Origin of the sequence: Streptomyces sp. NPDC092370 (assembly GCF_044755265.1) — a bacterium.
GTDB lineage: Bacteria > Actinomycetota > Actinomycetes > Streptomycetales > Streptomycetaceae > Streptomyces.
This window is the reverse complement of record NZ_JBIVQO010000011.1, coordinates 72,347-96,182: the sequence shown is the minus strand read 5'-3', so window position 1 is coordinate 96,182 and position 23,836 is coordinate 72,347. Positions and strand designations below refer to the sequence as shown.

The 23,836-nt window shown below is 71.1% G+C and carries 21 protein-coding genes and 3 pseudogenes; 9 read left to right on the top strand and 15 right to left on the bottom strand.

From position 1 onward, the window contains the following. Window positions 1-148 precede the first annotated feature (148 nt). Entirely contained in the window at window positions 149-322 is a 174-nt protein-coding gene (locus tag ACIQHQ_RS28700; RefSeq protein WP_104782404.1) for a CsbD family protein, read from the bottom strand. 363 nt (window positions 323-685) lie between these two features. Continuing rightward, the gene (locus ACIQHQ_RS28695) at window positions 686-2,368 is read right to left on the bottom strand and encodes a hypothetical protein (protein WP_402616989.1); all 1,683 of its coding nucleotides are present in this window, start codon (window positions 2,366-2,368) and stop codon (window positions 686-688) included. Window positions 2,369-2,816: 448 nt separating this feature from the next. Here ACIQHQ_RS28695 and ACIQHQ_RS28690 point away from each other — a divergent pair, with 448 nt between their 5' ends. Together ACIQHQ_RS28690 and ACIQHQ_RS28685 are read left to right on the top strand one after the other, a co-directional pair. Beyond that, the gene (locus ACIQHQ_RS28690; protein ID WP_402616986.1) at window positions 2,817-4,043 is read left to right on the top strand and encodes an NlpC/P60 family protein; all 1,227 of its coding nucleotides are present in this window, start codon (window positions 2,817-2,819) and stop codon (window positions 4,041-4,043) included. Between the two features lie 837 nt (window positions 4,044-4,880). After that, window positions 4,881-5,705, top strand: coding sequence for an SAM-dependent methyltransferase (locus tag ACIQHQ_RS28685; protein ID WP_402616983.1), 825 nt, complete (start codon window positions 4,881-4,883; stop codon window positions 5,703-5,705). A gap of 54 nt (window positions 5,706-5,759) precedes the next feature. Here ACIQHQ_RS28685 and ACIQHQ_RS28680 read toward each other — a convergent pair whose 3' ends face one another. Both ACIQHQ_RS28680 and ACIQHQ_RS28675 read right to left on the bottom strand, forming a co-directional pair. Further along, window positions 5,760-6,674: a helix-turn-helix domain-containing protein gene (locus tag ACIQHQ_RS28680; protein ID WP_402616981.1), complete on the bottom strand. Its 915-nt coding sequence runs from the start codon at window positions 6,672-6,674 to the stop codon at window positions 5,760-5,762. A gap of 152 nt (window positions 6,675-6,826) precedes the next feature. Further along, window positions 6,827-7,057 carry a DUF397 domain-containing protein gene (locus ACIQHQ_RS28675; RefSeq protein WP_402616979.1) on the bottom strand — a complete coding sequence of 77 codons (231 nt, stop codon included), beginning with the start codon at window positions 7,055-7,057 and terminating at the stop codon, window positions 6,827-6,829. Between the two features lie 205 nt (window positions 7,058-7,262). Between ACIQHQ_RS28675 and ACIQHQ_RS28670 the strand changes: the two genes are divergently transcribed. The 6 genes and pseudogenes from ACIQHQ_RS28670 to ACIQHQ_RS28645 all read left to right on the top strand — a co-directional run. Continuing rightward, window positions 7,263-7,880: an ATP-binding protein gene (locus ACIQHQ_RS28670; protein WP_402617463.1), complete on the top strand. Its 618-nt coding sequence runs from the start codon at window positions 7,263-7,265 to the stop codon at window positions 7,878-7,880. Window positions 7,881-7,908: 28 nt separating this feature from the next. Then, on the top strand, window positions 7,909-8,454 hold the full coding sequence (locus ACIQHQ_RS28665) for a hypothetical protein (RefSeq protein ID WP_402616976.1): 546 nt from the start codon (window positions 7,909-7,911) through the stop codon (window positions 8,452-8,454). Between the two features lie 130 nt (window positions 8,455-8,584). After that, window positions 8,585-11,320 carry a SpoIIE family protein phosphatase gene (locus tag ACIQHQ_RS28660; protein ID WP_402616973.1) on the top strand — a complete coding sequence of 912 codons (2,736 nt, stop codon included), beginning with the start codon at window positions 8,585-8,587 and terminating at the stop codon, window positions 11,318-11,320. Window positions 11,321-11,448: 128 nt separating this feature from the next. Further along, window positions 11,449-12,813: an FAD-dependent oxidoreductase gene (locus ACIQHQ_RS28655; protein ID WP_402616970.1), complete on the top strand. Its 1,365-nt coding sequence runs from the start codon at window positions 11,449-11,451 to the stop codon at window positions 12,811-12,813. A 142-nt stretch (window positions 12,814-12,955) separates the two neighbouring features. Further along, window positions 12,956-13,450: a lamin tail domain-containing protein gene (locus tag ACIQHQ_RS28650; protein ID WP_402616967.1), complete on the top strand. Its 495-nt coding sequence runs from the start codon at window positions 12,956-12,958 to the stop codon at window positions 13,448-13,450. A 94-nt stretch (window positions 13,451-13,544) separates the two neighbouring features. Further along, window positions 13,545-13,817: pseudogene (locus ACIQHQ_RS28645) on the top strand (alpha/beta fold hydrolase); the annotation flags it as partial. Window positions 13,818-13,828: 11 nt separating this feature from the next. On the opposite strand, the gene ACIQHQ_RS28640 reads toward ACIQHQ_RS28645, so the two are convergent. The 11 genes and pseudogenes from ACIQHQ_RS28640 to ACIQHQ_RS28590 form a co-directional block, all read right to left on the bottom strand. Continuing rightward, the gene (locus ACIQHQ_RS28640) at window positions 13,829-15,343 is read right to left on the bottom strand and encodes an FAD-dependent monooxygenase (protein WP_402616964.1); all 1,515 of its coding nucleotides are present in this window, start codon (window positions 15,341-15,343) and stop codon (window positions 13,829-13,831) included. Between the two features lie 107 nt (window positions 15,344-15,450). After that, window positions 15,451-15,825, bottom strand: coding sequence for a hypothetical protein (locus ACIQHQ_RS28635; protein ID WP_398802004.1), 375 nt, complete (start codon window positions 15,823-15,825; stop codon window positions 15,451-15,453). Between the two features lie 57 nt (window positions 15,826-15,882). Continuing rightward, a complete protein-coding gene (locus ACIQHQ_RS28630) occupies window positions 15,883-16,404 on the bottom strand; it encodes a roadblock/LC7 domain-containing protein (RefSeq protein WP_402616961.1) in 522 nt (173 codons plus the stop codon). 38 nt (window positions 16,405-16,442) lie between these two features. After that, entirely contained in the window at window positions 16,443-17,279 is an 837-nt protein-coding gene (locus ACIQHQ_RS28625; protein WP_402616959.1) for a hypothetical protein, read from the bottom strand. Beyond that, the gene (locus ACIQHQ_RS28620; protein WP_402616957.1) at window positions 17,276-17,704 is read right to left on the bottom strand and encodes a hypothetical protein; all 429 of its coding nucleotides are present in this window, start codon (window positions 17,702-17,704) and stop codon (window positions 17,276-17,278) included. The genes ACIQHQ_RS28625 and ACIQHQ_RS28620 overlap by 4 nt, the downstream gene beginning before the upstream one ends. 283 nt (window positions 17,705-17,987) lie before the next feature. Then, window positions 17,988-18,089: pseudogene (locus ACIQHQ_RS28615) on the bottom strand (RNA polymerase subunit sigma-24); the annotation flags it as partial. Window positions 18,090-18,164: 75 nt separating this feature from the next. Further along, window positions 18,165-18,974, bottom strand: coding sequence for a YsnF/AvaK domain-containing protein (locus ACIQHQ_RS28610; RefSeq protein ID WP_402616954.1), 810 nt, complete (start codon window positions 18,972-18,974; stop codon window positions 18,165-18,167). An 89-nt stretch (window positions 18,975-19,063) separates the two neighbouring features. Then, window positions 19,064-19,507, bottom strand: coding sequence for an SPW repeat protein (locus ACIQHQ_RS28605; RefSeq protein ID WP_402617460.1), 444 nt, complete (start codon window positions 19,505-19,507; stop codon window positions 19,064-19,066). 105 nt (window positions 19,508-19,612) lie between these two features. After that, on the bottom strand, window positions 19,613-20,284 hold the full coding sequence (locus ACIQHQ_RS28600) for a DUF3618 domain-containing protein (RefSeq protein ID WP_402616951.1): 672 nt from the start codon (window positions 20,282-20,284) through the stop codon (window positions 19,613-19,615). Continuing rightward, window positions 20,260-20,694, bottom strand: a complete 435-nt coding sequence (locus ACIQHQ_RS28595; RefSeq protein ID WP_402616949.1) for a phage holin family protein — start codon at window positions 20,692-20,694, stop codon at window positions 20,260-20,262. The genes ACIQHQ_RS28600 and ACIQHQ_RS28595 overlap by 25 nt, the downstream gene beginning before the upstream one ends. A gap of 1 nt (window position 20,695) precedes the next feature. Beyond that, window positions 20,696-21,286 carry a hypothetical protein gene (locus tag ACIQHQ_RS28590; RefSeq protein ID WP_402616947.1) on the bottom strand — a complete coding sequence of 197 codons (591 nt, stop codon included), beginning with the start codon at window positions 21,284-21,286 and terminating at the stop codon, window positions 20,696-20,698. A 646-nt stretch (window positions 21,287-21,932) separates the two neighbouring features. Here ACIQHQ_RS28590 and ACIQHQ_RS28585 point away from each other — a divergent pair. Further along, a pseudogene (locus ACIQHQ_RS28585) lies at window positions 21,933-23,821 on the top strand (ATP-binding cassette domain-containing protein). Window positions 23,822-23,836: the final 15 nt, after the last annotated feature.

Genomic DNA, 23,836 nt, shown 5'->3' with positions numbered 1-23,836 from the left:
CGGAGTTGTGGGTGGGGGGGCGGCCGCGGGGGGGGGGGGGGGGGCGCGGGCGCCGGGGGGGGGGGGGGGGGGGGGCGGCCGCGGGGGGGGGGGGGCGCCCCCCCCCGGCCGCCCCCCCCCCCCGCCACGTGACTTCAGTGCTCGGTCTTCAGTGCTTGAAGACGTCCTTCGTCTTCTCCTTGGCCTGGCGGGCGTCGCCCTTCGACTGCTCCGCCTTGCCCTCGGCCGTCAGGCGCTCGTTCCCCACCGCACGGCCGATCGTCTCCTTGGCCTTGCCCTTGGCCTGCTCGGCCTTGGCCTTGCCCTTCTGCTCTCCAGCCACGGTTAGTTCACATCCAAGTCGTGTCCGACTACGGGGTCAGGACACGAGTGACCGTGAATCGGCAGCTGAAACGTGGCGCGCGGTCGTTCGGTCCGTGCGGGCCTTTGCCACGGTGGACGACGCCGGGCTCGACTGCCGCTTGAGCCGCTTCGCCGACCGGATCGACGTGCTGCGCAATGATCGCCGACGAGGAGCACCGTGCCACGCCGGCCCGCGACGCGGAGAACGGCCCACGCGGAGAACCACCGGCTGACCCCGGAGGTGCTGATGCCTTTCACCGCCGACACCACCGGCGCCAGCGGGACCGGCCGGCCAGGACCGGGGCGCTGGAACGCGCGGGCCTGAACCGGGCGTGACCGGGGGTCAGTGACAGCACGCGTCGGCCGCTCGGGGGCCGGGCGCGGTGTCGAGACGGCAGAAGCAGGACGCCTCGATCGGCACGTCGGCCAGAGCGGTCGCGAGCTTGAGCTGGTGGGCCACGAGGGCCGCTTCACCGGTCTTGCCCGTCCGCAGCAGGCACTCGTGGAGCCCGTGCAGGGCCCAGACGTTCCCGGGGTGCTGCAGGGGGCGGGGCAGGGTGTCGTCCAGGCCGAGGTCGGCACGGTAGACCGCCTCGGCCTGCGCCACGCGGCCCTGCTCCAGCAGCAGCGCGCCGTAGGCGTGACGGGTGGGCTGCATCCAGCCCCAGGGCTCGTCGTAGGGGAGGTTGTCGTCCAGCTCGATGGAGCGCTCCAGGGCGGCGAAGGCGAGGTCGTACCTGCCCTTGCGGTATTCGAGCTCGCCGTCCAGCATGGCGGACGCGATGGCGAGGATGTCCCGGCACGTGTTGTTGAACAGCATTCGCGTCTCGGGCACGCGCTTCATCGCCGCGCGCAAGAGCTCGCGTTCGGCCTCCGCCCGGCCGACCTCGCCGGTGGCGGAGAGGGCGACGCCCCGGGCGTAGTGCCGCATGGCGACGGTCGCCGCGTAGAGCTCGGGGTCGGCGGGGGCGGGCAGTTCGAGGATCTCGCTCCAGCGGCCGAAGCGGATCAGGACGTGGACGCGCATGGCCAGGAAGGCCTCGAGCCAGTCGGCCATGGGGGGACTCTGGACACGGAGCAGCTCCTCCGGAATGGCGGCTTCCAGCCGGGCGGCGGTGTCGAGGGCGACCTGCGCCTGGCCGAGGAACATGGCGCCGTAGATCTTGAAGTGGAGGTTGTGCGCCCGGTAGAGGGTGTAGAAGTTCATCGCCCCGGCCTGCCGGTGGTACTTCTCGTCGGCGGCGATGGCGTCGCTGTTGGCCGCGACGACCTGGCGGTAGTCGCCGCACAGGACGTCCAGGTGTGACGGCATGTGGAGCAGGTGCCCGGCGTCGGGCACGAGGCCGCGCAGGCGGTCGGCGACGGTGAGGGCCTGCTCCGGCGTCGGGGACATCTCCATCAGGTGGATGTACAGGTGCAGGATCCCGGGATGCCGTTTGCCGGCCTCGGTGTCGAGGGCGCCTTCCAGCGCGGCCTTGGCCTCGGTGGTCCGCGCGCCCCCGGCCGGCTGCCCGGTCCTGAGATCCCACAGCCGCCACGGGGTGAGGTTCATCGCGGCGTCGGCGTGGAGGGCGGCGACGTCCGGGTCGTCCGGGGCCAGCTCGTAGACCGCGCGCATCGCGTCCGCGTAGGGCTCGTTCCACACCGAGCAGTCCTCGACGGCTTTCGACTGCGGATAGCGGGCCCGCAGTGCGCCGATGAGGGCTCGTTCGACGGGGGTGGCGCGGGCGGCCTTCTCATGGGCCCGTTCCACGGCGCCGTGGGTGCGTTCGACGGTCCGCGCCAGTTCCTCACCTTCGAAGAATTCCCAAGGCTTGTTGTAGTTCGGTCCGAGCGCGTAGGCGATGCCCCAATACGCCATGGCGCACTCCGGATCGACTTCGGCCGCCTTTTCGAAGCAGGCGACGGCTTCCTCGTGATGGAAGGCGTACGTCCACACCAAGCCGCGGTCGAACCAGAGTTGAGCATCGGCGCAGGACGTGGTGACAGGACGGCTGTGCGGGCCGAGATCGTAATAGTCGCCCATGGGTTTCTCCTGGGAAAGCGGCCGGGGCCGTGAGAATAGCGGTTGCCGACACGTCCACGAATTCCGTTCGATTCTCGTATTTCCAGAGTAACGGTTCGGCCGGCGGTGAGGTGCGCGGCAGCCCTGGCGCACCGGCACGCCCGTTCGCCGACCCCGGCGGTTTGACGGGTTCGAGGACCAAAGTCCCGGCACAACCCTCCCGACCCGGAAAACGATCAGCACCGCACGACGGGGTGGCCCACCCTGACGAATGACAGGGACCGGGGGGCGGGTGGAGTCCGTACGTTCGCGGGAGACCACCGAGACCAGGGGGAGCGTCGTGATCAACGGAGTCCGCACCATGCGAGGAACCGTGAGAAGACGGTCGGGAGGAGCAGCGTCTGGAAGCACAGGGCCCCGGGGAACAGGATGGGCAGCGCGGTCGTGGGGTCGCCGGGTACGGCTCCTCGTGGCCGCGCTCGTGGCGGTGGTGGGTCTCGGCCTGCCGGCCGTCTCGGCCGCTCCCGCGGCCGCCGCCTCGGGGTGCGCGCCGCTCCAGTCCGGTGCCAGCGCGGCGGCGCAGGCGGCCGTCGAGGTCGCGTGCCGGTACGTCGGCCAGCCATACGCCTGGGGTGGCGGTCACGCGCAGGGCGTGCCCGGTCCGAGTCAGGGCATGGTCGACCACACGTCCCCCGAATCGGCCGCCGACCCGACCTATTGGAGCTTCGACTGCATCGGTCTGGTGCGCTGGGCCTGGTACAAGGCGACCGGCCGGGACCTCATCACCGAGCGCACGACGCAGGCGACCTTCGCCGCGCCGGGGTACGCGCACACCAAGTTCGTGAAGTCACAGGGGTCGGGCGTCCTGCGGCCCGGCGACATCATGTACTTCGGCCGCGAGGGCTTCGGCCCGACGCACGTCGCGCTCTACCTCGGCAACGGCATGATGGTCGAGGCACCGGAGTCGGGCATGAAGATCCAGGTCAACACCATCAGTGCCCGCTGGGAGCGCTATCAGGGCGCGTTCCGCCCGCACGCCGATGTCACACCGCAGGTCTGGTCCTGGGACGGCCGCGGCGGGTTCCACAAGACCTGGGGCCAGCCCAACCTGCGGCAGGACTCGAACACGAGCAGCGGCATCAACTTCACCAACGGCAACGGCATCTCCGTGAAGGTGCGGGTGCTGTGCCAGCGGGTGGGCGAGCGGGCCACGGTCGACGGCATGGTGAACAACGTCTGGTCGTTCCTGCCGGATTACCACAGCTGGATCAGCAACCTCTTCGTCCAGGGTCCGGCCCTTCTCAAGGACGTGCCGTCCTGCGGTGACTACCCGGAGATCGGCGGCACCTTGGCCGGCGCGGAGAACAACACTTCCTGCGGTGACGGTACGGAGCCCGACTCCGCCGGTGCTTGGACGGCCAAGTCGACCACCGTCTTCGGCCGGACCGTGGAGCTCCGCTACAACAGCACCACCCAGTGCGCCTGGGGCCGCATCGTCGGCGGCACGATCGGCGACGAGATCTGGGTCGACCGCAGCGCCGACGGAGGCCGAAGCTGGGACTCGATGCTCGGCTTCACCACCATCACCTCGGGCAACGACGCGCACACCACCCAGTGGAACGACGCGGGCCTCGTGATGCGAGCCTGCGGCACCAACGGCCCGGGCGGTGCCATCGAATGCACCGCCTGGTTCTGATCCGCCGAGCGTCGGGCCGACCCGCTCCGGGGTGTCCCTTCCCGGCTTCGCCCGGGCCCGGGTCGTGCCGGACGGGTCCGGCCCGGTGCACGTCACAGGGCCGGACTTCTGCTCACGCTTGGTGAACGAGCTCTTGGCGGCGCCGAATCGATCCCGCCGCCACGCTCTACCTCTGGGGCCTGTCCGCAGGTCCTGGCGGAAGGCGAGCTACTCCGCGGCCGGCACGCCCCGGGCGCCCGCGAGGGCCGCGTCGCACCGGCCGCCGCCCCCGGCCCCGCCTCCACCGTGGACGGCGATGGACGCCGGTGTGGCAAGCGCTTCGGGATCGTCCGTGTCGACCACGCCGCGCGGCGGCGGGGGGCCGAAGGGCGGCTCGGCGTCCGACCTGGGCCGTCACAGCCGCCGGAGGTCGGTCACGGCCCCGGTACCCGTGGAACGCAAGCACTCCCGCAGCTCCGCTGGACGAACACCATGATCAAGATCCCGGCCCCCAGATCCTGACCCTTCCGCGAGGTGCCGTCGGTCCGGGACGGCCAAGGCGTGCCGGGCTCGTACGGTGTGCACGCGCCCCACGTCCGCGATCCGGTCAGTCGAGGTGTCCACGGCCCCACCTCCCACACACGCGACTTTCTCCTCGGTGGGTCCCCCTCCCCCCAGACGTCCATGACACAAAGCGTGCGAACAGCCGCAAATGGCGCGCCGGGCGATGTGGGAACGATCATCTTGTCGTTCGATCGTGAGCACCTTCGCCAGCGGGCTGGCACCGGTCAACTCCCGCTCCCTAGGATGTACTTCCTGTCCAGCCAGTCGTTGGCGCGGCACCTTGCAGGGGGAACGATGCCCGAGAAGCAACTGTCCACCGAGATCGACGCGAACGTGCCGACGGCAGCGCGCATGTACGACCACTATCTGGGCGGCAAGGACAACTACGCGGCCGACCGCGCGGCGTGCGAGGAGCTCGACAAGGTCGTTCCCAGCACACGCCGCCTGGCCCTGAACAACAGGCGTTTTCTCCAGCGGGTCGTGAAGATCCTCTCCGAGGACTACGGCATCCGGCAGTACCTGGACCACGGATCCGGCCTGCCGACACAGGAGAACGTGCACCAGGTCGCCCAGCGCATCGACCCCACGACCCACGTGGTCTACGTCGACAACGACCCGATGGTGCTGGTCCACGGTCGTGCCCTGCTGGAGCAGGACGAGCGGACGACCGTCATCCACGCGGACATGCGCGAGACCGACCAGATCTTCGGCCACGCCGACACCAAGCGGCTGATCGACTTCTCCGAGCCCGTGTGTGTGCTCTTCAACTCGGTGTTCCACTGCATCCCGGACAGCGACACCGACGGGCCGCTGGCGGTGGCCCGCCGTGTGCGCGAACGTCTCGCGCCCGGCAGCTTCATGGTCATGTGTCAGCTGGTCAGCGAGGACCCCGAGGTCCGCGAATTCGTCACGAACTTCATGGACCAGGCGACGCAGGGCAACTGGGGCCGCGTGCGCGAACCGAAGGACGTGGAGACGTACTTCGAGGGTCTGGAGATCCTGGAGCCGGGGCTCGTGGAGGTGTCGACCTGGCGCCCTGACACTGAGGTGGCGCCTCGTCAGCTCTCCCACGAGTGGATCGAGTTCGGCGGTGTCGGGCGGATTCCCCTGGAAAAGTGACCGAAGTGGTGCCTCGTGCGGGACGGATGCCGTCCCGCACGAGGCATCCGCGCGTCAGGAGTAGCGCTGCTCCGTCGTCTGCCGCAGCAGCTCCAGCGAGTCACGGGGCTTGAGCGCCTCGTCCGCGAGCCGGTCGAGCGCGATCCGGTACTCCTCGGTCTCGTCCCGGTCCTCGAGGAAGTTCGCGCTCTTGATGTGCTCCAGGTAGACCACGTCGGGCAGATCGAGGCCGCCGAAGCGCAGATACGTGATCGGGATGGCCGGCGCCGAGGCGTTGGTGACGCTCAGCGGCACGATCTGCAAGGTCACGTTGGGCCGTTCGGCCATCTCGACGAGGTGCGTGAGCTGTTCCCGCATCACGTCGGTGCTGCCCAGGACGCGCAGCAGCACGGACTCGTCGATGATCGCCCACAGCTGCGGGGCGTCGGCCCGCGACAGCAGACGGGCCCGGTGCCTGCGCAGTTCGACGCGCCGCTCCACCTCGCCCGCCGGCGCGTTCGGCAGGCCACGCTCCACCACGGCCCTGGTGTAGGCCGGTGTCTGCAACAGGCCGGGTACGTACTGGATCTCGAAGGTACGGATGGTGGCGGCGGCCTCCTGCAGCCCGACGAGCCGGTCGAACCACTCGGGCATCAGCCGCTTGTCGTACCGCTGCCACCAGCCCGGCTCTCCGGCGCGCTGCAACAGCTTGAGCAGCACCGAAGCCTCGTATGCGTCGGTGCCGTACAGCTCCAGCAGAGCGCGGACGTCGCTCTCCGTCGGCGGGCGGCGACCCTTGCCCGACTCGATGCGGGACAACTTCGCTGCGCTGAACCCCACAGCGCGCGCCGCCTGGTCCTGAGCGAGTCCGGCGTCCTCACGGAAACCGGCGAGCTGTACACCGACCAGCATCTTCAGCAGAGTCGGCGCCGGCTCGGGCCTGTCCAGGTAGGGTTCCAGACGGGAGATGCGATGCGACGCGGCGGACATCCTGACTCCCAGCAGACCGGCACAAGGGCGACTTACACTATCGCACTTCACCGGGCCTTCACGCATCCGTCCACAGCACCCCCGCAGAAGTGGGGAGTTGAGCTCCGCTTCTCCCCCCGAGCATCACACGACAGGCGAGACGACACCGCCCTTCACAGCAGGTGGTCGAACTCGCCGTCCTTCGCGCCGGCCAGGAAGGCCGCCACCTCCGCCGGGGTGTAGACGAGGGCGGGCCCGTCAGGGTCACGGGAGTTGCGCATGGCGATCCCACCGTCGAGGAGGGGGGCGACTTCGACGCAGTTGCCCTCGGCGTTGCTGTGCCGGCTCTTGATCCAGCAGGCGTCCAACGAGCTTGCCTGCACTCCGTTCCGCACTGGTGGCACCGCAGTCTCCTTGCTGTTCTCGTTCCCCGCCGCGCACGGTGTGCCCGGCCTCCGGCCGAGCGCGGCCGCGTCCCTTCGACCGCACTCGTCCCGGCTTGCGTACCCACAATGGCTTGATTCTCACGCAATTTCTCGTGCAATTGCACGCGAGCGCCTTCAGCGTGGATAATAGCCGCGGCGTCAACCCCCGGGCTGACGACCCGTCCTGACGTCGCATCGGGGAGATGCCGTGTCATCACCTGCGCAGCACGCGCTCCGGCCGCCGAGTGGGGCTGCGGCACACGCGGGCACACCCGGGACGGCCCACGCCTTCCCGGCCGGACCGCCCTCGGTCACGCCGTGCGGGACCCCGCCCTCACTGCCGAAGATGTTGCCGCAGTTCTCGGGTGTCCTGTCCGCCTCGGCCGCCCTGCGGGTCGAGTGCAGCCGGGAGGGGTTCGCACAAGCCCGGACCTTCACCCGGGACACCCTGCGCGGCTGGTCGCTGGACCACCGCTGCGACGACACGACCCTCGTCATCACCGAGCTCGCCGCCAACGCCGCGACCCACGCGGCGCCGACGGCCGCGGGGACACCGGGTGTGCCGGAGATCCGGCTCGGTTTCCTTCTGGACCCCGCGCACCTGCTCGTCACGGTCTCCGACCCCGACGACACCCCGCCCGTGTACGCGCCGACCGGCTCGTCCCTGGAGGAGCGCGGCCGGGGCCTGGGCATCGTCGACGCCCTGTCCGAGGAGTGGGGCTGGGCCCCGAGCCCTCCGACGGGCAAGACGGTCTGGGCCAGGTTGTCGACCCGGCCGTGCACGCCCTGTCCACCCATCTGACACGACTGCCGCGGAAAGGCCCCTCGCCATGCGCAGCGCTTCGACGGAACACCCGAGCAGCGAGCGCCCACAGCGCCCCGACACCCCGGCCGCGGTGGTCCGGAACACGCCGCTCACGGCACTGGACAGCGTGCCGTGGGGCGAGATCCAGGACTCCACCGGCTCGGCGGCGGCCATCCCCCTCCTGCTCAACGGCATCGCCGGGGGGGACGCCGACACCGCCCGCTGCGCCCTCGACGACCTGAGGAAACGGATCTGCCAGTTCGGCTTCGTCGTGGAGCAGGCCACCGCGGCCACCGTCCCCTTCCTGTGGGAGCTGGCGAAGCTGCCGCAGGTGACCTGCCGGCCCCAGATCATCCGGCTGCTGAAGAGCATCGCCGACGCCCGGCAGTGGGAGAGCACCGCCGCCGTCTACCCGAAGCTGCTGAACCATCGGGAGAACCCGGTGGTGTGGGAGCGCGCCGCGCGTCAGGCGGTGCGGGCCCGGCGCGGTGAGCTCGGCGGTCTGATGGCCGACGAGGACGGCGAGATCGCCCGGGCCACAACGGAGCTGGCCCGCTCGCTGGGAGCCTGAGAGCGTCGTACGCTCGGCCTCCGGGGCGGGAGTCCATACACGCCGGGAGACGTGACGAAACGGTGAGGACCCCCTGTCACCATGGGTGATGCCCCTCGCCTCCCGGGGCCCGGCAGTGTAGACATGGCACATGGTCCGACTCTTGGGTCGATCCGGGACTCGATCGCCCCTGCGGCCCGGCGCTGCGCCGTCCGCACGGCAGCGGCAGGAGGCGGGCCCGTCGCGGTGGCACTGGGCGGCGGGGCTGCGGTCGGTGCTGGGCGGACGCAGTGTCGCCGGGCAGGTGTTCCTGCTGGTCGTGGTGATCGTGCTGCTGCTGGTCATGGCGGCCGTGGTGGCGCTGGTGCTGCAAGTGCGGCACGACACGACGCAGGAGGCCCGCAACCGGTCGCTGGCCGTGGCGGAGACCTTCGCCAACGCGCCGGGGACGGTCGAGGCGCTTCACAGCCCTGATCCCACCGCCGTGCTCCAGCCGCGTGCCGAGGAGGCCCGTGAGCGGTCGAAGGTCGACTTCATCGTCGTGATGAACACCGACGGGATTCGCTACAGCCACCCCAAGACGGACCGGATCGGCAAGAAGTTCGTCGGGACCATCGCGCCGGCGCTGGCCGGGCAGGCGTTCACCGAGGAGATCGAGGGGACCATCGGCCCGCTCGTTCAGGCCGTGGTGCCGGTGAAGGACCCGGACGGCCGGGTCGTGGGCCTGGTCTCGGCGGGGATCACGACGAAGAACGTCGGCGGCACCGCGGACCGCCAGCTGCCGCTCGTGCTGGCCGCCGCGGCGGTGGCGCTCGCCCTGGCGACGGCGGGTGCCGCGCTGGTGAGCCGTCGGCTGCTGCGCCAGACCCATGGGCTCGGGCCGCACGAGATGACCCGGATGTACGAACATCACGACGCCGTGCTGCACGCCGTACGGGAGGGAGTGCTCATCGTCGACGACCGGGGCACCCTGCTGCTGGCGAACGACGAGGCGCACCGGCTGCTGGGGCTGCCCGCCGACGCCGAGGGCCGGCACATCCTCAGTCTGGGTCTCGACCCGGGCACCGCCGACCTGCTGGCCTCCGGTCGCGTCGCCACGGACGAGGTGCACCGTGTCGGCGACCGGCTCCTCGCCGTCAACCAGCGGACCACGGACCGAGCGGGCGTCCCGCCCGGCAGCGTCGCCACCCTGCGCGACTCCACCGAGCTGAGGGCCCTGTCCGGGCGGGCCGAGACCGCGCGGGAACGGCTCAACATGCTGTACGACGCCGGAGTGGGCATCGGGACGAGCCTGGACGTGACCCGCACGGCGGAGGAGCTCACGGAGCTCGCCGTACCCCGGTTCGCCGACTTCGTCACCGTCGACCTGTTCGACGCGGTGCTGGGCGGCGGACAGCCGAACGCGGTGGGCGCGCTCAGCCGGACGGCGGTGAGCGGGATCCGCAAGGACGCGCCGCTCTATCCGGTCGGCGAGCGGATCAGGTTCGTCGAGTCCTCCCCGCAGGGACGCAGCCTCGCCACCGCAGGCCCCGTCCTGGAGCCCCGGCTGAGCGAGGCCCCGGGCTGGCAGGCGCAGGACCGGGAGCGCTCCGCGCAGATCGTCGAGTACGGCATCCACTCCCTGATCACCGTGCCACTGCGGGCCGGCGCCCTGGTGCTCGGCGTGGTCAGCTTCTGGCGCTGCGAGAAGCAGGAGCCCTTCGACGCGGACGAGCTGACCCTGGCCGAGGAGCTGGTGGCGCGGGCCGCCGTCTCCATCGACAACGCGCGCCGTTACACACGGGAGCACAGCATGGCGGTGACGCTCCAGCGCAGTCTGCTCCCCCGCAACCTGCCGGAGCAGGGAGCGCTGGAGATCGCCTACCGCTATCTGCCCGCGCAGGCCGGGGTGGGCGGTGACTGGTTCGACGTGCTGCCGCTGTCGGGGGCCAGGGTCGCGCTCGTGGTCGGGGACGTGGTCGGCCACGGGCTGCACGCCGCGGCGACGATGGGCCGACTGCGCACCGCGGTGCACAACTTCTCCGCCCTCGATCTGCCGCCCGAGGAACTCATCGCCCTGCTGGACGAGTTGGTCGCCCGGATCGACCAGGACGAGGCGGAGGAAGGCGGCAGCGCCCCGGTCACCGGCGCGACCTGTCTGTACGCCGTCTACGACCCGGTCTCCCGGCGCTGTACCGTCGCGCGGGCCGGGCATCCCCCGCCGGCGCTGATCCACCCGGACGGCAGTGTGGACTTCCCGGACGTCCCCGCCGGTCCCCCGCTCGGGCTCGGTGGTCTGCCGTTCGAGACGGCGGAGCTGGACCTGGCGGAGGGCAGCCGGCTCGTCCTCTACACCGACGGGCTGGTCGAGGACCGGGAGCGGGACATCGACGTCGGTCTGGACATGCTGCGCGAGGCGCTGGGCCGGGCCGGGCAGTCCCCGGAGGACACCTGCCGGGTCGTGCTCGACTCGCAGCTCACCGCCCGCTCCAGCGACGACATCGCGCTGATCGTCGCGCGCACCCGGGCGCTCGCCGCCGACCGGGTCGCCGAGTGGCCGGTGCCGGCCGATCCGGCGGCCGTGGGCGAGGTCCGGGCGGCGGTCAGCAGGCGGCTGGCCGAGTGGGGCCTGGAGGAACTGACGTTCAGCACGGAGCTGATTCTGAGCGAGCTGGTCACCAACGCGCTCCGGTACGGCGGCGGCCCCATCCGCGTCCGGATGCTGCGCGACCGCAACCTGATCTGCGAGGTGTTCGACAGCAGCAGCACCTCGCCGCACCTGCGGTACGCCACCATGACGGACGAGGGCGGACGCGGTCTGTTCCTGGTGGCGCAGCTCTCGGAGCGCTGGGGGACGCGCTATCTGCCCGCCGGGAAGGTGATCTGGGCGGAGCAACCCCTGCCATAAGCGCCACCAGGGACCACCCATAAAGTAGCCTTATGGGCTCATAGGCCGGACCCCCGTACCGACTTAGGCTTGCCTTAGTTTAGGCTTCCCGTCGAGATCGCTTGTCGCCGCTCGAAGGGAACCTGACCATGCCCCGCCCCCTGCGGGTAGCCATCGTCGGATCCGGCCCCGCCGGGATCTACGCCGCCGACGCCCTGCTCAAGTCCGAGGTGGCCGCCGAACCCGGTGTGTCCATCGACATCTTCGAGCGCATGCCGGCTCCGTTCGGACTGATCCGTTACGGCGTCGCCCCCGATCACCCGCGGATCAAGGGCATCATCACCGCCCTGCACCAGGTGCTCGACAAACCGCAGATCCGGCTCTTCGGCAACGTCGACTACGGCACGGACATCGGCCTGGACGACCTGCGGGCGTTCTACGACGGCGTGATCTTCGCCACCGGCGCGATGGCCGACCGGGCGCTCTCGCTGCCGGGCATCGATCTCGACGGCTCGTACGGCGCCGCGGACTTCGTGTCCTGGTACGACGGCCACCCGGACGTGCCGCGCACCTGGCCGCTGGAGGCGGAGAAGGTCGCCGTGCTCGGCGTCGGCAACGTCGCGCTCGACGTCGCGCGCGTCCTGGCCAAGACGGCGGACGAGCTGCTGCCCACCGAGATCCCGGCCAACGTCTACGAGGGCCTGAAGGCCAACCGGGCCAAGGAGATCCACGTGTTCGGCCGCCGCGGCCCGGCGCAGGCGAAGTTCAGTCCGATGGAGCTGCGGGAGCTCGACCACTCTCCCAACATCGAGGTCATCGTCGACCCCGAGGACATCGACTACGACGAGGGCTCGATCGCCACGCGGCGCGGCAACAAGCAGGCCGACATGGTGGCCAAGACCCTGGAGAACTGGGCGATCCGCGACACCGGCGACCGGCCTCACAAGCTTTTTCTGCACTTCTTCGAGTCGCCGGTCGAGATCCTCGGCGAGGACGGCAAGGTGGTGGGCCTGCGCACCGAGCGCACGGAGCTGGACGGCACCGGCAACGTCAAGGGCACCGGCACCTTCCACACCTGGGACGTGGGCGCGGTGTACCGCGCGGTGGGTTACCTGTCCGACAAGCTCCCCAAGATCCCCTGGGACATCGACTCCGGCACCGTCCCGGACGAAGGCGGCCGGGTCATGCAGGAGTCCGGCGAGCACCTGCAGTCCACGTACGTCACCGGCTGGATCCGGCGCGGCCCCATCGGCCTCATCGGGCACACCAAGGGCGACGCCAACGAGACCGTGGCGAATCTGCTGGCCGACTACGCGGACGGTCGGCTGCACACGCCCGCCACCCCCGCCCCGGAGGCCGTGGACGCGTTCCTCGCCGAGCGCGACATCCGCTTCACCACCTGGGACGGCTGGTACAAGCTGGACGCCGCGGAGAAGGCCCTGGGCGAGCCCGAGGGCCGTGAGCGCGTGAAGATCGTCGAGCGCGAGGACATGCTGCGGGCCAGCGGCGCCTGACGTCACACACCCCGCGGGGCGGGTCCGGTGGCAATGTCACCGGACCCGCCCCGCTGCGTACTTGAAGCGTGTACGATCCGGATGCTTCACCGAACCATCACATCGCCTTCACGTGAAGGCCATGCAGGGGGGACGAACGTCCATGCGTATACGCCTTGTCGCCACCACGGCCGTCGCCGCCGGGGCCCTCACCGCCCTGTCGGCGGTTCCGGCTCAGGCCGCCGAGTACAACTCCGCGCTGAAGATCCGGGGCATCCAGTACGACGCTCCCGGCAGCGACTCCAACCGCTGCTCGGGCGGGAACACCGCCGAGGAGTACCTGACCATCAAGAACTACTCGCGTTCCACGACGGTGAACCTCAAGGGGTACGTGGTGAAGGACGCCGCGGGCAACACGTTCACCTTCACCGCGAGCCACACCCTCCAGCCGGGTGACTACGTGAAGCTGCGCGGCGGCAACGGGTCCGACTCCGACACCAACAACGTCGTCTACCGCGACAACTGCAACTTCATGTGGAACAACGACAAGGACACGATCTACGTGTACAAGCCGTCCGGCAGCCGTGCCGACGTGCACTCGTACACCAGGAGCGGCTCCGACCCGGACCACAACGGGTACATCACGTACCACGGCTGAGCCTCTTGCCGGACCGGCGACAGGCCCCGCGTGCGGCGCGGCGGGCGCTGGATGACCGGTGGACCGAGCACCCCTCCGGATCGCGGGAGGATTCATGCCGCAGACGTCCGCCGCCGACCGCACGCATCGCCTGCTGCCCACACCGGCCGGCCGCACCCACCTCGTGGAGCAGGGAGCCGGGTCACTCGTGCTCCTGCTGTACGGATTCCCCGAGTCCTGGTACTCCTGGCGCCACCAGCTCCCGGCTCTGGCCTCGGCCGGTTACCGCGCGGCCGCCGTGGACGTACGCGGCTACGGACGCTCGTCCCGGCCCCCGGCCCCCGGCCCCCGGGAGCCGGACGCGTACCGGATGCTCGAATGGCTCGCCGGCCTTCCTGCCTAGCGGCCCGGCAGCCAGCGGTCGAGGTGGGCGCGCAGGCCCGTGAGGTCGGTGCCGCGGGCCACGTAACCCACGTATCCGTCGGGCCGTACGAGGGCGTGGGTGACGCCGGGCCATGGGCTTAGGGTGTCCAGGTGGTGCACGCTCACCAGGCCGTGCAGTCCGCCCGGCGGCGGGTCCTGGGGCCAGAGGCCGGCGGGGCCGGTGAGCAGCAGGTGGTAGCCCGGCCCGGCGATGCGCCGCTGGAGTCCGGCGGGGGTGTCGGGCAGGCGGTCTCCCGCGCGCGGGCCCCGGCGCGGCCTGAGCGGTCCGGTGCCGGAGGCGGGGCCGCGGCGGTAGTGGATGCCGAGTTCGGAGACCGTACGGAAGAGACGTGCCCGGGCACCGGTCGCGCGCAGCAGCAGAGGGGCCAGGCGGGGGGCGAGCCGCGTCCGTGCCAGCCGCAGGGCCGGGTGGCTGCTCGTACCGACGGTGAACGCGCGGTCGGTGAGGCGGCGTACGCCGTGGCCGATCGGGGCGCGCTCCGCCTCGTACGTGTCCAGCAACGCCTCCGGTGCGGCTCCGCGGCAGACGTGGGCGAGTTTCCAGCCCAGGTTGAGCGCGTCCTGGATGCCGGTGTTCATGCCCTGTCCGCCTGCCGGGCTGTGGATGTGTGCCGCGTCGCCGGCGAGGAAGAACGGGCCCTTGCGGTAGTGGGTGGCACCGCGGTTGTGGATGCGGAAGCTCGTCATCCAGACCGGGTCGCGCAGGGACGGTCGCTCGGGTGCCCAGTCGTCGACGATCCCCTGGAGGAGCCCCAGGGTCACCTCGCCACCCGGGGCGCCCGGCGGGTGCATCGCGATCATCCGCCAGGTGGCCGGAGTGCCGAGCGGGAAGAAGAACAGCAGCCCGGCCGCGGTCATGTACGTGTGCGCGACACCCGGCTCCAGCCCGTCGACCTCAAGGTCCGCCAGCAGGAACGTCTGCGGGTAGGCGTACCCCTCGAAGCCGATGCCCGCCTGGGCACGTACGGTGCTGTGTGCCCCGTCGCAGCCGACGACGTAGCGCGCCCGTACGGTCTCCTCGGTCCCGTCCCGGTCACGCAGGCGGCAGATGACGTGCTCGCCCTCCGGTTCGGCGCTCAGCAGCTCCGTGCCCCGCTCCACCGGCACGTCCCGCGCGGCCAGACGGGCCGTCAGGACGGCCTCCGTCTCCGACTGCGGCAGGAAGAGCAGGAAGGGGTACGGCGTGTCGTCGCAGCCGACGTCGAACACCGGCACCTGCAGCACCCGTCGGGGCAGATGCAGGTGCAGCCGGACCGCCGTACTGCCCCGGTCGACGAGCTCGTCCGCCGCGCCGAACGCCGACAGCATCTCCAGGGTCCGGGGCTGGATCGCCGGGGCACGTGACTCCCGGGCGCGGTCCGATGAGCGGTCCACGATCCGGAACGGGGTGTCGCAGGCGCGCAGTTGGGTCGCGAGGGCGAGTCCGGTCGGGCCCGCGCCCACCACGAGCACGTCCAGGGATGCCGTCATGGCACCCACCGTAGACGCGGCCGGCTGTGCGGAAGTCGTCGCCGCGCGACATGGAGGGGCCCTCCGCGACGTGTCCGTGGCGGAGGGCTCCCGTCCGGTGATGCGGCTCAGACCTCCAGGTCGGTTTCGATGCGGCGCAGCTGATGGCGGGCCATCGCGAGATTGGCCCGGCTCCCGTCGAGCACGAGGTAGAGGAAGAGTCCGCTGCCTCCGCGCCCCTTCAGCAGGCGGATGAGATGGTACTGGGTGTTCAGGGTGATCAGGATGTCCTCGATCTCCTCCTTCAGCCCCAGGTGCTCCATCGTGCGCAGCTTGGACCGCACGACGTCGGTGTTGCCGGCGGCGGCGACTTCCAGGTTGAAGTCCTTGCTGCCGCCGAGGGTGCCGAGGGCCATGCCGCTGGTGTAGTCGACGAGTGCGACGGCAGTCGCTCCGTCGATGGAGCTCAGGCATTCCTTCAGCGCGGTCTCCGTGTTGGCCATGCGCTCGGTTCCTTTCCTTCGGTCTGCTACTTCGGTGGGTCGGGCGGTTCGGATGGCTCAGATGCCTGCCTGCGGGCGCGGCTGGTGTGGGGGGCGCTGCGGGGTGCGTACCGGGAGGGTGCCGATGGGGCGGTCCGCGGCCGGGGCCACCGTGGTGAGGTGCTCCTCGGGCGCCTGCCGGTCGGCGTGGCGGCCGGTGCCGGGCACCACGCGCGTGGTCACGAGGTCGGCGATCCGGGCGCCGCTGCGTCGGCCTTCGAGATGAAGGCGGCCGACGTTGACACGGTCCTCGGCGAGGAGGGTGAGGACGGCGGTCGTTCCGGCGGCGTAGGTCGCCACGTAGCCTCCGGAGCCCCGCACCAATAGTTCGCGGAAGTCCCCGCGGGCGGCGGCGTCGGTCATGCGGTGGGCGACGCCCAGGGCGGCCGCGGTGAGCGCCGCGAGTCCCTCCGGTTCGGTGTCCGGCACGTCGTGGGCGAGGACGAGTCCGTCGACGGTGGCCGCGAGGGAGCCCGTCAGCCGGGGTACGCGGGTGCGGAGCCGACGCAGTTCGTCCAGGACGTCGGTCTCGACGGCCATGAGCAGTCTCCTTTCGGCACGCTGTCTTCGCGCGCGGATCACAGTGCCTCCAAGGCGTGCAGGAGCCGTCGCAGCAGTGCGGTGTCGGGCTCGTCCGGTGCCGCGGGACGAGGGATGGGGCCCGGCTCGGCGGACGCGGGGGCGGGGACGGGGGCGGACGCTGGGGCTGCGGCCGGGGAAGAGGCGGGGAGCGGGGGGGCCACGGGGGTCACCAGCCCGGCCGCCGCGAGTCGCCGGAGTTCCACGAGGGTGTGAAACGTGCGGCAGGCGAGGGCCGTGGCGATCTGGGCGGCGGTGCGGACACCGTCGACCTGGGCGAGCGTCCGGCCGCGGCGGGCCGGCAGGTCGGCGGTGTCCGGCCCGGGCACCCGGGCGAGAGGCGCTCGGTCGACGGCGGGCTCGGGCCATATGCGGTGCAGCAGTTCCCGACGGCGTCTGGACTCGCGCAGGACGGTGTCCACCGGTACGGAACGGACCGCCCCGAGCCAGTGCGCGGCTCCGGGGCGGAACCGCAGCGCGGGTCCGTCATGAGCGAGGACGAAGTACGCCGCGTCGAAGAGTGCGCCCAGGTGGCACAGTTCCAGCGCGCCGGCGGCGAGGTGACCGCTGTCCACCAGCTGCCGTCCGACGCGGCAGCGGCGGCCGGCCCGGTCGATCGCCTCCCACCAGCCGTCCGGGGCGAGCGCACCGCTGTGGGTGAGCAGGTCGCCCAGGTCGGGTGTGACGGCCGATTCGACGTGGACGACGTGTCCCGCCGCGAGGTAGACGATCCCCGACTCGGTGGACAGGGCGCCGGTGGCGCCCTGCGCGGCGAGGGTGCCGAGCGTGGCCGAGGCCGGTTCGCCCGAGCGCGCCGTCAGGGTCGACGTGGTCATCCGAGCACCAGCCGGTCCGTCATCTCGGCCAGCCGGATGCGGGCCAGGGCCAGGTTCCCTTCGTGGCGGTCGAGCCATAAGTGCACGAACACGGTGCTGTCGAAGGTCGTGGTGACGAACCTGAGCAGGTGGTACGAGTCGGCGTTGGTGATGATCAGGTCCTGTACGGGGGGTTCCTTGCCGGACGGACCACCCCGGTCGTCATCCGGCGGTCCACCCGGCTCGCCACCGGTCAGGGCGAGGGCGCCGCTCTCGGTGGCGAGGCGGGCGAGTTCCGCGGTTTCCGCAGCCGTCGCCTCCACATCGCCACCGGGTGCGTCACCCACCGCACCGAGCGCAAGACCACTGATCCAGTCGACCACCGACGCCCCTCGAGCACCTGGCAGCCGCATGGCCTCCAGCAGACTCTCGTCGATTCCGGGCACGCCGAACCCCCTCCCCCTGCACGGCCGTTCCCGCGAACGTGAGCACGACACTACGGAATGTGCTCGGCCCAGGTGAACGCTTTGGCATTTTCCAAATGAATGTGCAGGGAAGCGGGCGAAGGTGAGCGAGGACGGACGCAAGGCGGGCAGGATGCGTCGCAAAACACCCCACGCGGTACTACAGGTCATCGTGCCGGCGGCCCCGAGGGCGAGAGACGGCCAACACCCGGAGCTGGGCCGTCCGCGCCCCCGAGAAAGCTACGACCGTGGGCGCGGAGGGCTGGACGATCTGGTCGGCGGGGCCGGAACCACCCGCGCGGCCCCACTCGGTGCGGTCGGGCAGCGGCTCGGGCAGCCAGGCGCCGACATGGCGCTCGGTCCGAGCGGGCCGGCGCCGGCCCGGCGACGACACACCGGGAGGGAGGGCCCTCGGCCCTCCCTCCCGGGCGCTCACTGCGGTTCAGGGGCGGCGCCGCCGGCCTCCGGACTCGTCGGTTCCCTCGGTTCCCTCGGTGGTCCCCTCGGTTTCCAGGCGTTCCTTGCGGACCTCGCCGGTGACGGTCTCCTCCTCGGTGACCTCCTCGGTGCTCAGACGTACCCGCTCCTTCGGTACCGCCCTGGTCTCCACCACGGGCTGCTCCTCGTACAGGGTGACGTCGTGCTCCGCCTCGGTGATGTCCGGGCCGGACATGGCCTTGTCCCGGTTGGCTTCGGTGATCGGCTCGCGCTCGACGCGGACCTCTTCATGACGTACGGGGACGGTGTACTGCTGCTCTTCGGTGACGACGTACTTGCGCAGCCGCGCCCGACCGGCCTCGTGGCGTTCGACACCGACGTGCATTTCCTCCTCGGAGCGCGTCATGGCGTTCTCGGTGTCGGCGGTCTGGCCGGTGCCGGCGGTACCGGTGGTCTGGCCGGTGCCGGAATCCGTGTCCTGCCAGGCGGGGTCACCCCAGTCGATGCCGTAGTGCTCGTACAGGCGCTGTTCCTCCTGCTCGGACAGGTGACCGCCGGCATCGACGTCGACGTTGGGCGCGTCCTTGACGTGGTCCTTGGCGAACGGCACCTCGAGGTGGTCCTCGACGACGGCCGCGTCATGGATGGGCACGAAGGACTCGCTGGTGCCGAACAAGCCGGTCCGTACGCTGACCCACTCCGGCTCGCCGGTGGCGTCGTCGAGGAAGACGTGCCTGGCGTCGCCGATCTTGTCGCCCCTGGCGTCATGGACCGGATGGTCCAGCACGGTGGGGATCTGCTCTCGGGTGATCATGTTTCTCCTGACTTTCCTGTGGGAGGCTCCCGGTCGGCGTATGGCCGACCGGCTCGCAAATCAGCGGTCCGCGCCGCCGTGTCCGCCCCCTACCTGCCGCCCCGTCCGCTCCTGTCGGAGCCCATGGACGCTGCCGCACTGGCGGCGAGGGCGAGCAGCAGGGCGATCACGCCCGTGATGATGTTGTTGACGACGGTGCGGGTGGTGTCGACATTGCCTGCCACCACCCAGGGCGCGACGATCGTCCACAGGCCCAGGGCGCACGCGGCCCACGCCATGCTGTGCGTGCGGTCGTAGGCACGGCCGAAGCCCCCGCTCATCAGCAGGGCGTAGCCGATGCCGGTGATCAGGTTGGTGACGGCCAGCCGGGCGAAGCCGCCGCCGTTGAATCCGACGATCCACGGGGAGGCGGCGAGGTAGAGGCCGGTGAGCAGGGCCAGGGTCTCTATCGCCTGCGCCCGGGAGGTCGTCGTGGCGCGTTCGGCCATCGCGTGGCGTTGGCGCATGTCGAGGATGTCGGGGTGGTTCTCCATGGTCGAGCCGGTGCTGGGTGATGTCACTGTGATCGTCTCCGGAGACAGTGGGTCGGGATGGGTCGCACCGCCCTCGTACGGCTGACCAGGCGGGCGTGGGGGTGTCTACGGTCCGGTGCTGCGGGTCTGCCCGCGTGCTTCCTCGGCCGTGCTCTGTGCGGACTGACGGGCCTGCTCGGTGACCTGCCCGGCTTGGTCCTTTGCCTCTTCCTTGGTGGTGCGGGCGGCTTCGGAGGCGGTGTCCTTGACCTCCTGGGCGGCCTGACGGCCGACTTCGCCGGCTTCCTCCTTCAGTTTCTGCGCGGACTCCAGCGCGGCCTGCTTCACCGGCTCGACGGCCTGTCCGGCCCGCTCAGCCGCCTTCTCCTCGGCCTGCGACGTGGGCAGCAGCGAGGCGGTCAGCAGTCCCGCGCCGAACGCGATCAGGCCGGCCGCCAACGGGTTGCCCTGCGTCTGCCGCATCGCCTGCTCCGGAGCCTGCCGCGCCGCCTGACCCGCCTGCTCGGCCGCCTGGCGGGCGGTGTCCGCGACCTGGCCCGTGGTGTCCTGCACCGACTGGGCTGCCCGCTGTGTGCGGTCGGAGGCCTGCCCGGTGATCTCCGAGGCGCTGCCCATCACCCGTTCCCGGGCTCCGTGCAGTGCGCCGCGGACGCGCCGGGTGCGACGCCGTACCATCTGGCGGGGGCGGGCTCGGTCGGCCAGCCGCGAGACGTCCTCGGACAGCCTCTCCCGCGTGTTCTCGATGTCGGCCCTTATCCGGTCGGGTGCCGTGCCCATTCCAGGTCCTCCTTCAGCGTCTGCATGGTCTGCTCCGGCTTCGGTGACACCGTGCGCATCTGCGTCCGGCCCCGGCGGTAGAGGATCAGTCCGATCACTGCCCACACCGCGGTGACGATCAGCGCGGCCCAACCCAGGTCCATGACGTTGCCCAGGGCGAACATCGCCGCCAGGGTCAGGAAGAGGGCCACCATGTAACCGGCGAAACCGGCGCCGCCGAACATCCCGGCGGCCTTGCCCGCCTTGGTGGCCTCTTCCCGGATCTCGGCCTTGGCCAGTTCCGCCTCCTGGTGCAGCAGTTGCTGCACGTCCGACGCCACCGTCGACAGCAGCTCTCCCACCGAGGCGTCCTCCTGCCCGCGGTGCTTGGTGGCGTATCGCTGCGGGGCATGTGGCATGAGCGATGCCATCTCACGCCTCCCCGTAACCCGGCAGCTCCGGCGGCGCCGCGTCCTCGGGCAGGCTCTGCGGGCCGGAGGTGCGTGGCTGCGCCGCCGCGCCGGAACCGTCCGCCTTGCTGCCGGCCTTGGCCAGCCGGCCGACAGCGAACCCGGCCAGCACCGCCCCGCCCAGGAAGGCCCCGGGACGTCGGCGGGCGAAGTCCTGCACTTCGCCGGCCAAACCTCCCACGCCCCGTGCGTCCAGGTAGTCGGCGGCTCGGTGACCGCGGTCTGCCGCCTGCACGACGAGGCTCTTGACGGGTGAGTCCTTCTCGGCGCTCTGCGCGAGACCGGACAGGTCGTCCGCCCACCCCCGCATCACCTGCGCTCCGCGTCGTGCCTGGCTCTCGGCCTCCTCCGCGACCCGTGACCGCAGGTCACCGGCCATCGCGCCGGCCTGTGCCCTGGCCTCACCGGTGACGGCTTTGACCTGTTCGGCGGCCGTGCCGACGACCTCACTCGCCCCTTCCCTGGCCTGACCGGCCGTGGCCGACGCTTCCTGCTTCGCCGTCTGACCGGCCTGCTGAGCACGACCGGTGCTCATGTTCGCCATTTCGCTCATGGGTCCTCTCCCTCAGGCACCGCCCGTGGATCTGCTCTCGTCGGAAACCGGGCCGCCCGCGGCGACGGCATACGCCGTTCCACCACCGCGCTCGGGCGCGTCCGGCGGCCGGGTGCCGGGGCTCGTCGCCGACCCCTCGTGCTCCGGCGTCCGTCCCTCGCGCACTCTCCTCGGTTAACCACGCCCGTCAGAACAAAACTGCATGAACAGGATTTTTCGGACCATCCGGCCAATCGGGCGTCAGAGGGTCGTCGCCTTCTCCCGGCGGACACCTGTGACAGTCGCTCGATCGCATCACCCTGTGCGCACCCGGAGCCCGCCATTTCGCGCCGCTCGCCCAGTGGCGTCCCGAGTCGGCGACGCGCGATCCGGCGGCACCGTCGACCCGTAGGGATGATCCGGCATCGGATTCCCCGGCGCCGGAGGCCGCCGAAATCCCGCCTGCCACAGGCATTTCAAGCCTCCGCGATTCGGCCAACCCCGTGCTCGCCGGATCGGCCCCAACAATGAGCCGCCCCGGTCGATCCCTTGTGCGGCAAGGGTCCCCGCACGTCCGGAATCGAGCGCGTTCGATTCGGGCGCCACGTCGTTAGGCCGTGCACCGCCGGGCCGTCCGGGCGCGGCACGGACCTCCAGGAGGAACCGGGTGACGACGACCGACCCCTCGACCGCCGACGAGAACACTCCGCCCCCTCCCCCACCCGCGACGCTCACGTTCGGCGGGAAGTACGGCAAGAACCCGCTGGCCGACGCCGGTTTCGGTGCGATGTGCCGCCGCCTTCCCCCGGTCCTCGGCCACACCGCGCGGATGGCGTGGGCCGTCGACAGGGCCGGCGTCGTCCTGCTCCTGGCGTGCCAGCTCCTCACCGGCATCGCGGCGGCCGTCGTCCTCGCGTTCACCGCGCAGGCCATGACGCACGTCCTCGGCGGCGGCGCTGTTTCCGAACGGCTGCACGGTGCGCTGCCCGCCCTCATCGTGGTGACGGCAGCCGCGGCCGTGGGCCGGGGCAGCGGCGCCCTTGCCTCCTACGCCGACGGCCGCATCACTCCCCTGCTGACGACCGAAGCGGATATCGCCCTGGTCGCCGCGGTGTGCCGGGTGGAGAGCTCCGCCTACGGCGAGGACGGCTTCGCCGACCGGCAGGAAGCCGCCGAAGTCGGGGTCACCCGCACCCGGTTGATGGTCCAGGACGCCCAGCGGTTCCTGTCGGCCCTGGTCCGCATGATCGCCGCGAGCGGAGTCATCACGGCACTGCACCCGCTGATGCTGCCCCTGTTGCTCCTGGCCGTCCTGCCGGCCGGCGCCGGAGCCGTCCTGTCCGCGCGCGTCGACTACGAGACCCACTACCTCAACGTCGGTGACCGCAACGTGCGTTCCATGATGCGCTGGTGGGCCACCTACTCCCGGTTCGGCGACGAGGTTCGCGCCAACGGCATGACCGGCTATCTCATCTACTGGTACCGGGCCCTGTCCGACCGCATCGACCGGCGCACTCTCACCGCCGCTCCTCGTCAGCTGCGCATCGTGCTGGCCACCAGCGCCCTGGGCGGGGTGTTCCTGCTGTGCACCTGGGCCACCCTCGCCTGGCTGGCCGCCGGTGGCCGGGTCGCCCTGCCCGTCGCCGCCACGGCCGTCGTCGCCGTGCAGACCACCCTCGCCGCGCTCGGCCAGTTCGTCATCCACGGCGCCGCGATGTTCCACACCTCGCTCTATCTGGCCGACATGCGGGCCTTCCTCGACCTGGCCGCCGAACGCGCCCCGCGGCGCGGCGAGTCGACCATCCCCGAACGCGTCGACGAGATTCGTCTCGACGAGGTCGTGCACCGCTACCCGGGCAAGGACGAACCGGCCGTCGCCGGGGTGTCGCTCACGCTCCGCCGGGGCGAGATCCTGGCGATCGTAGGTGAGAACGGCTCGGGCAAGTCCACCCTCGCCAAGCTGATCACCGGGATCCTCCTGGCCGACAAGGGACGCGTGCTGTGGGACGGCGTCGACCTCGCCCACGCCGACCCCGACGCCGTGTGGAAACGAACCGCGCTCGTACCGCAGAACTTCGCCTGCTGGCCCCTGCGCGCCCGCGAGAACATCACCCTCGGACAGCCGAGGACGTTCGACGACGGTCCCGTGTGGGACGTGGTCGACGCCGTCGGCATGCGCGAGGCGATCGAGAAACTGCCCCGCCGGCTCGACACGCTCCTCGCGAAGGAGCTGTGGGGCGGCGCCGAGCTCTCCGGCGGCCAGTGGCAGCGCCTGGTGTGCGGACGCGCCCTGTACCGCCGGACGCCGCTCCTCATCCTGGACGAGCCGACGTCCCAGATGGACGCCCGTGGCGAACACGCCATCTTCCTGGAGATCAAGAGGATCGCCGCCGAGCGCATGACGATCGTCGTCACCCACCAACTGGAGAAACCCGCCTCGCCGACCGCGTCCTCGTCATGGACAAGGGCCGGGTCGTCGAGCAGGGGACCTACGAGGACCTCGTCAACGCCGGTGGGCTGTTCGCCGAACTCGTGGCACTGGCCAAGGACCGCTGACCCACCCTTTGCGCA

Bases quoted from the DNA above. Each gene is read 5' to 3' on its own strand.
- ACIQHQ_RS28595 (WP_402616949.1), bottom strand. From the start codon at position 20,694: ATGGCATCGCTCATGCCACATGCCCCGCAGCGATACGCCACCAAGCAC.
- ACIQHQ_RS28650 (WP_402616967.1), top strand. From the start codon at position 12,956: ATGCGTATACGCCTTGTCGCCACCACGGCCGTCGCCGCCGGGGCCCTC.
- ACIQHQ_RS28655 (WP_402616970.1), top strand. From the start codon at position 11,449: ATGCCCCGCCCCCTGCGGGTAGCCATCGTCGGATCCGGCCCCGCCGGG.
- ACIQHQ_RS28695 (WP_402616989.1), bottom strand. From the start codon at position 2,368: ATGGGCGACTATTACGATCTCGGCCCGCACAGCCGTCCTGTCACCACG.
- ACIQHQ_RS28680 (WP_402616981.1), bottom strand. From the start codon at position 6,674: ATGTCCGCCGCGTCGCATCGCATCTCCCGTCTGGAACCCTACCTGGAC.
- ACIQHQ_RS28685 (WP_402616983.1), top strand. From the start codon at position 4,881: ATGCCCGAGAAGCAACTGTCCACCGAGATCGACGCGAACGTGCCGACG.
- ACIQHQ_RS28630 (WP_402616961.1), bottom strand. From the start codon at position 16,404: ATGGCCGTCGAGACCGACGTCCTGGACGAACTGCGTCGGCTCCGCACC.
- ACIQHQ_RS28600 (WP_402616951.1), bottom strand. From the start codon at position 20,284: ATGGGCACGGCACCCGACCGGATAAGGGCCGACATCGAGAACACGCGG.
- ACIQHQ_RS28660 (WP_402616973.1), top strand. From the start codon at position 8,585: ATGGTCCGACTCTTGGGTCGATCCGGGACTCGATCGCCCCTGCGGCCC.
- ACIQHQ_RS28640 (WP_402616964.1), bottom strand. From the start codon at position 15,343: ATGACGGCATCCCTGGACGTGCTCGTGGTGGGCGCGGGCCCGACCGGA.
- ACIQHQ_RS28610 (WP_402616954.1), bottom strand. From the start codon at position 18,974: ATGATCACCCGAGAGCAGATCCCCACCGTGCTGGACCATCCGGTCCAT.
- ACIQHQ_RS28635 (WP_398802004.1), bottom strand. From the start codon at position 15,825: ATGGCCAACACGGAGACCGCGCTGAAGGAATGCCTGAGCTCCATCGAC.
- ACIQHQ_RS28625 (WP_402616959.1), bottom strand. From the start codon at position 17,279: ATGACCACGTCGACCCTGACGGCGCGCTCGGGCGAACCGGCCTCGGCC.
- ACIQHQ_RS28665 (WP_402616976.1), top strand. From the start codon at position 7,909: ATGCGCAGCGCTTCGACGGAACACCCGAGCAGCGAGCGCCCACAGCGC.
- ACIQHQ_RS28590 (WP_402616947.1), bottom strand. From the start codon at position 21,286: ATGAGCGAAATGGCGAACATGAGCACCGGTCGTGCTCAGCAGGCCGGT.
- ACIQHQ_RS28605 (WP_402617460.1), bottom strand. From the start codon at position 19,507: ATGGAGAACCACCCCGACATCCTCGACATGCGCCAACGCCACGCGATG.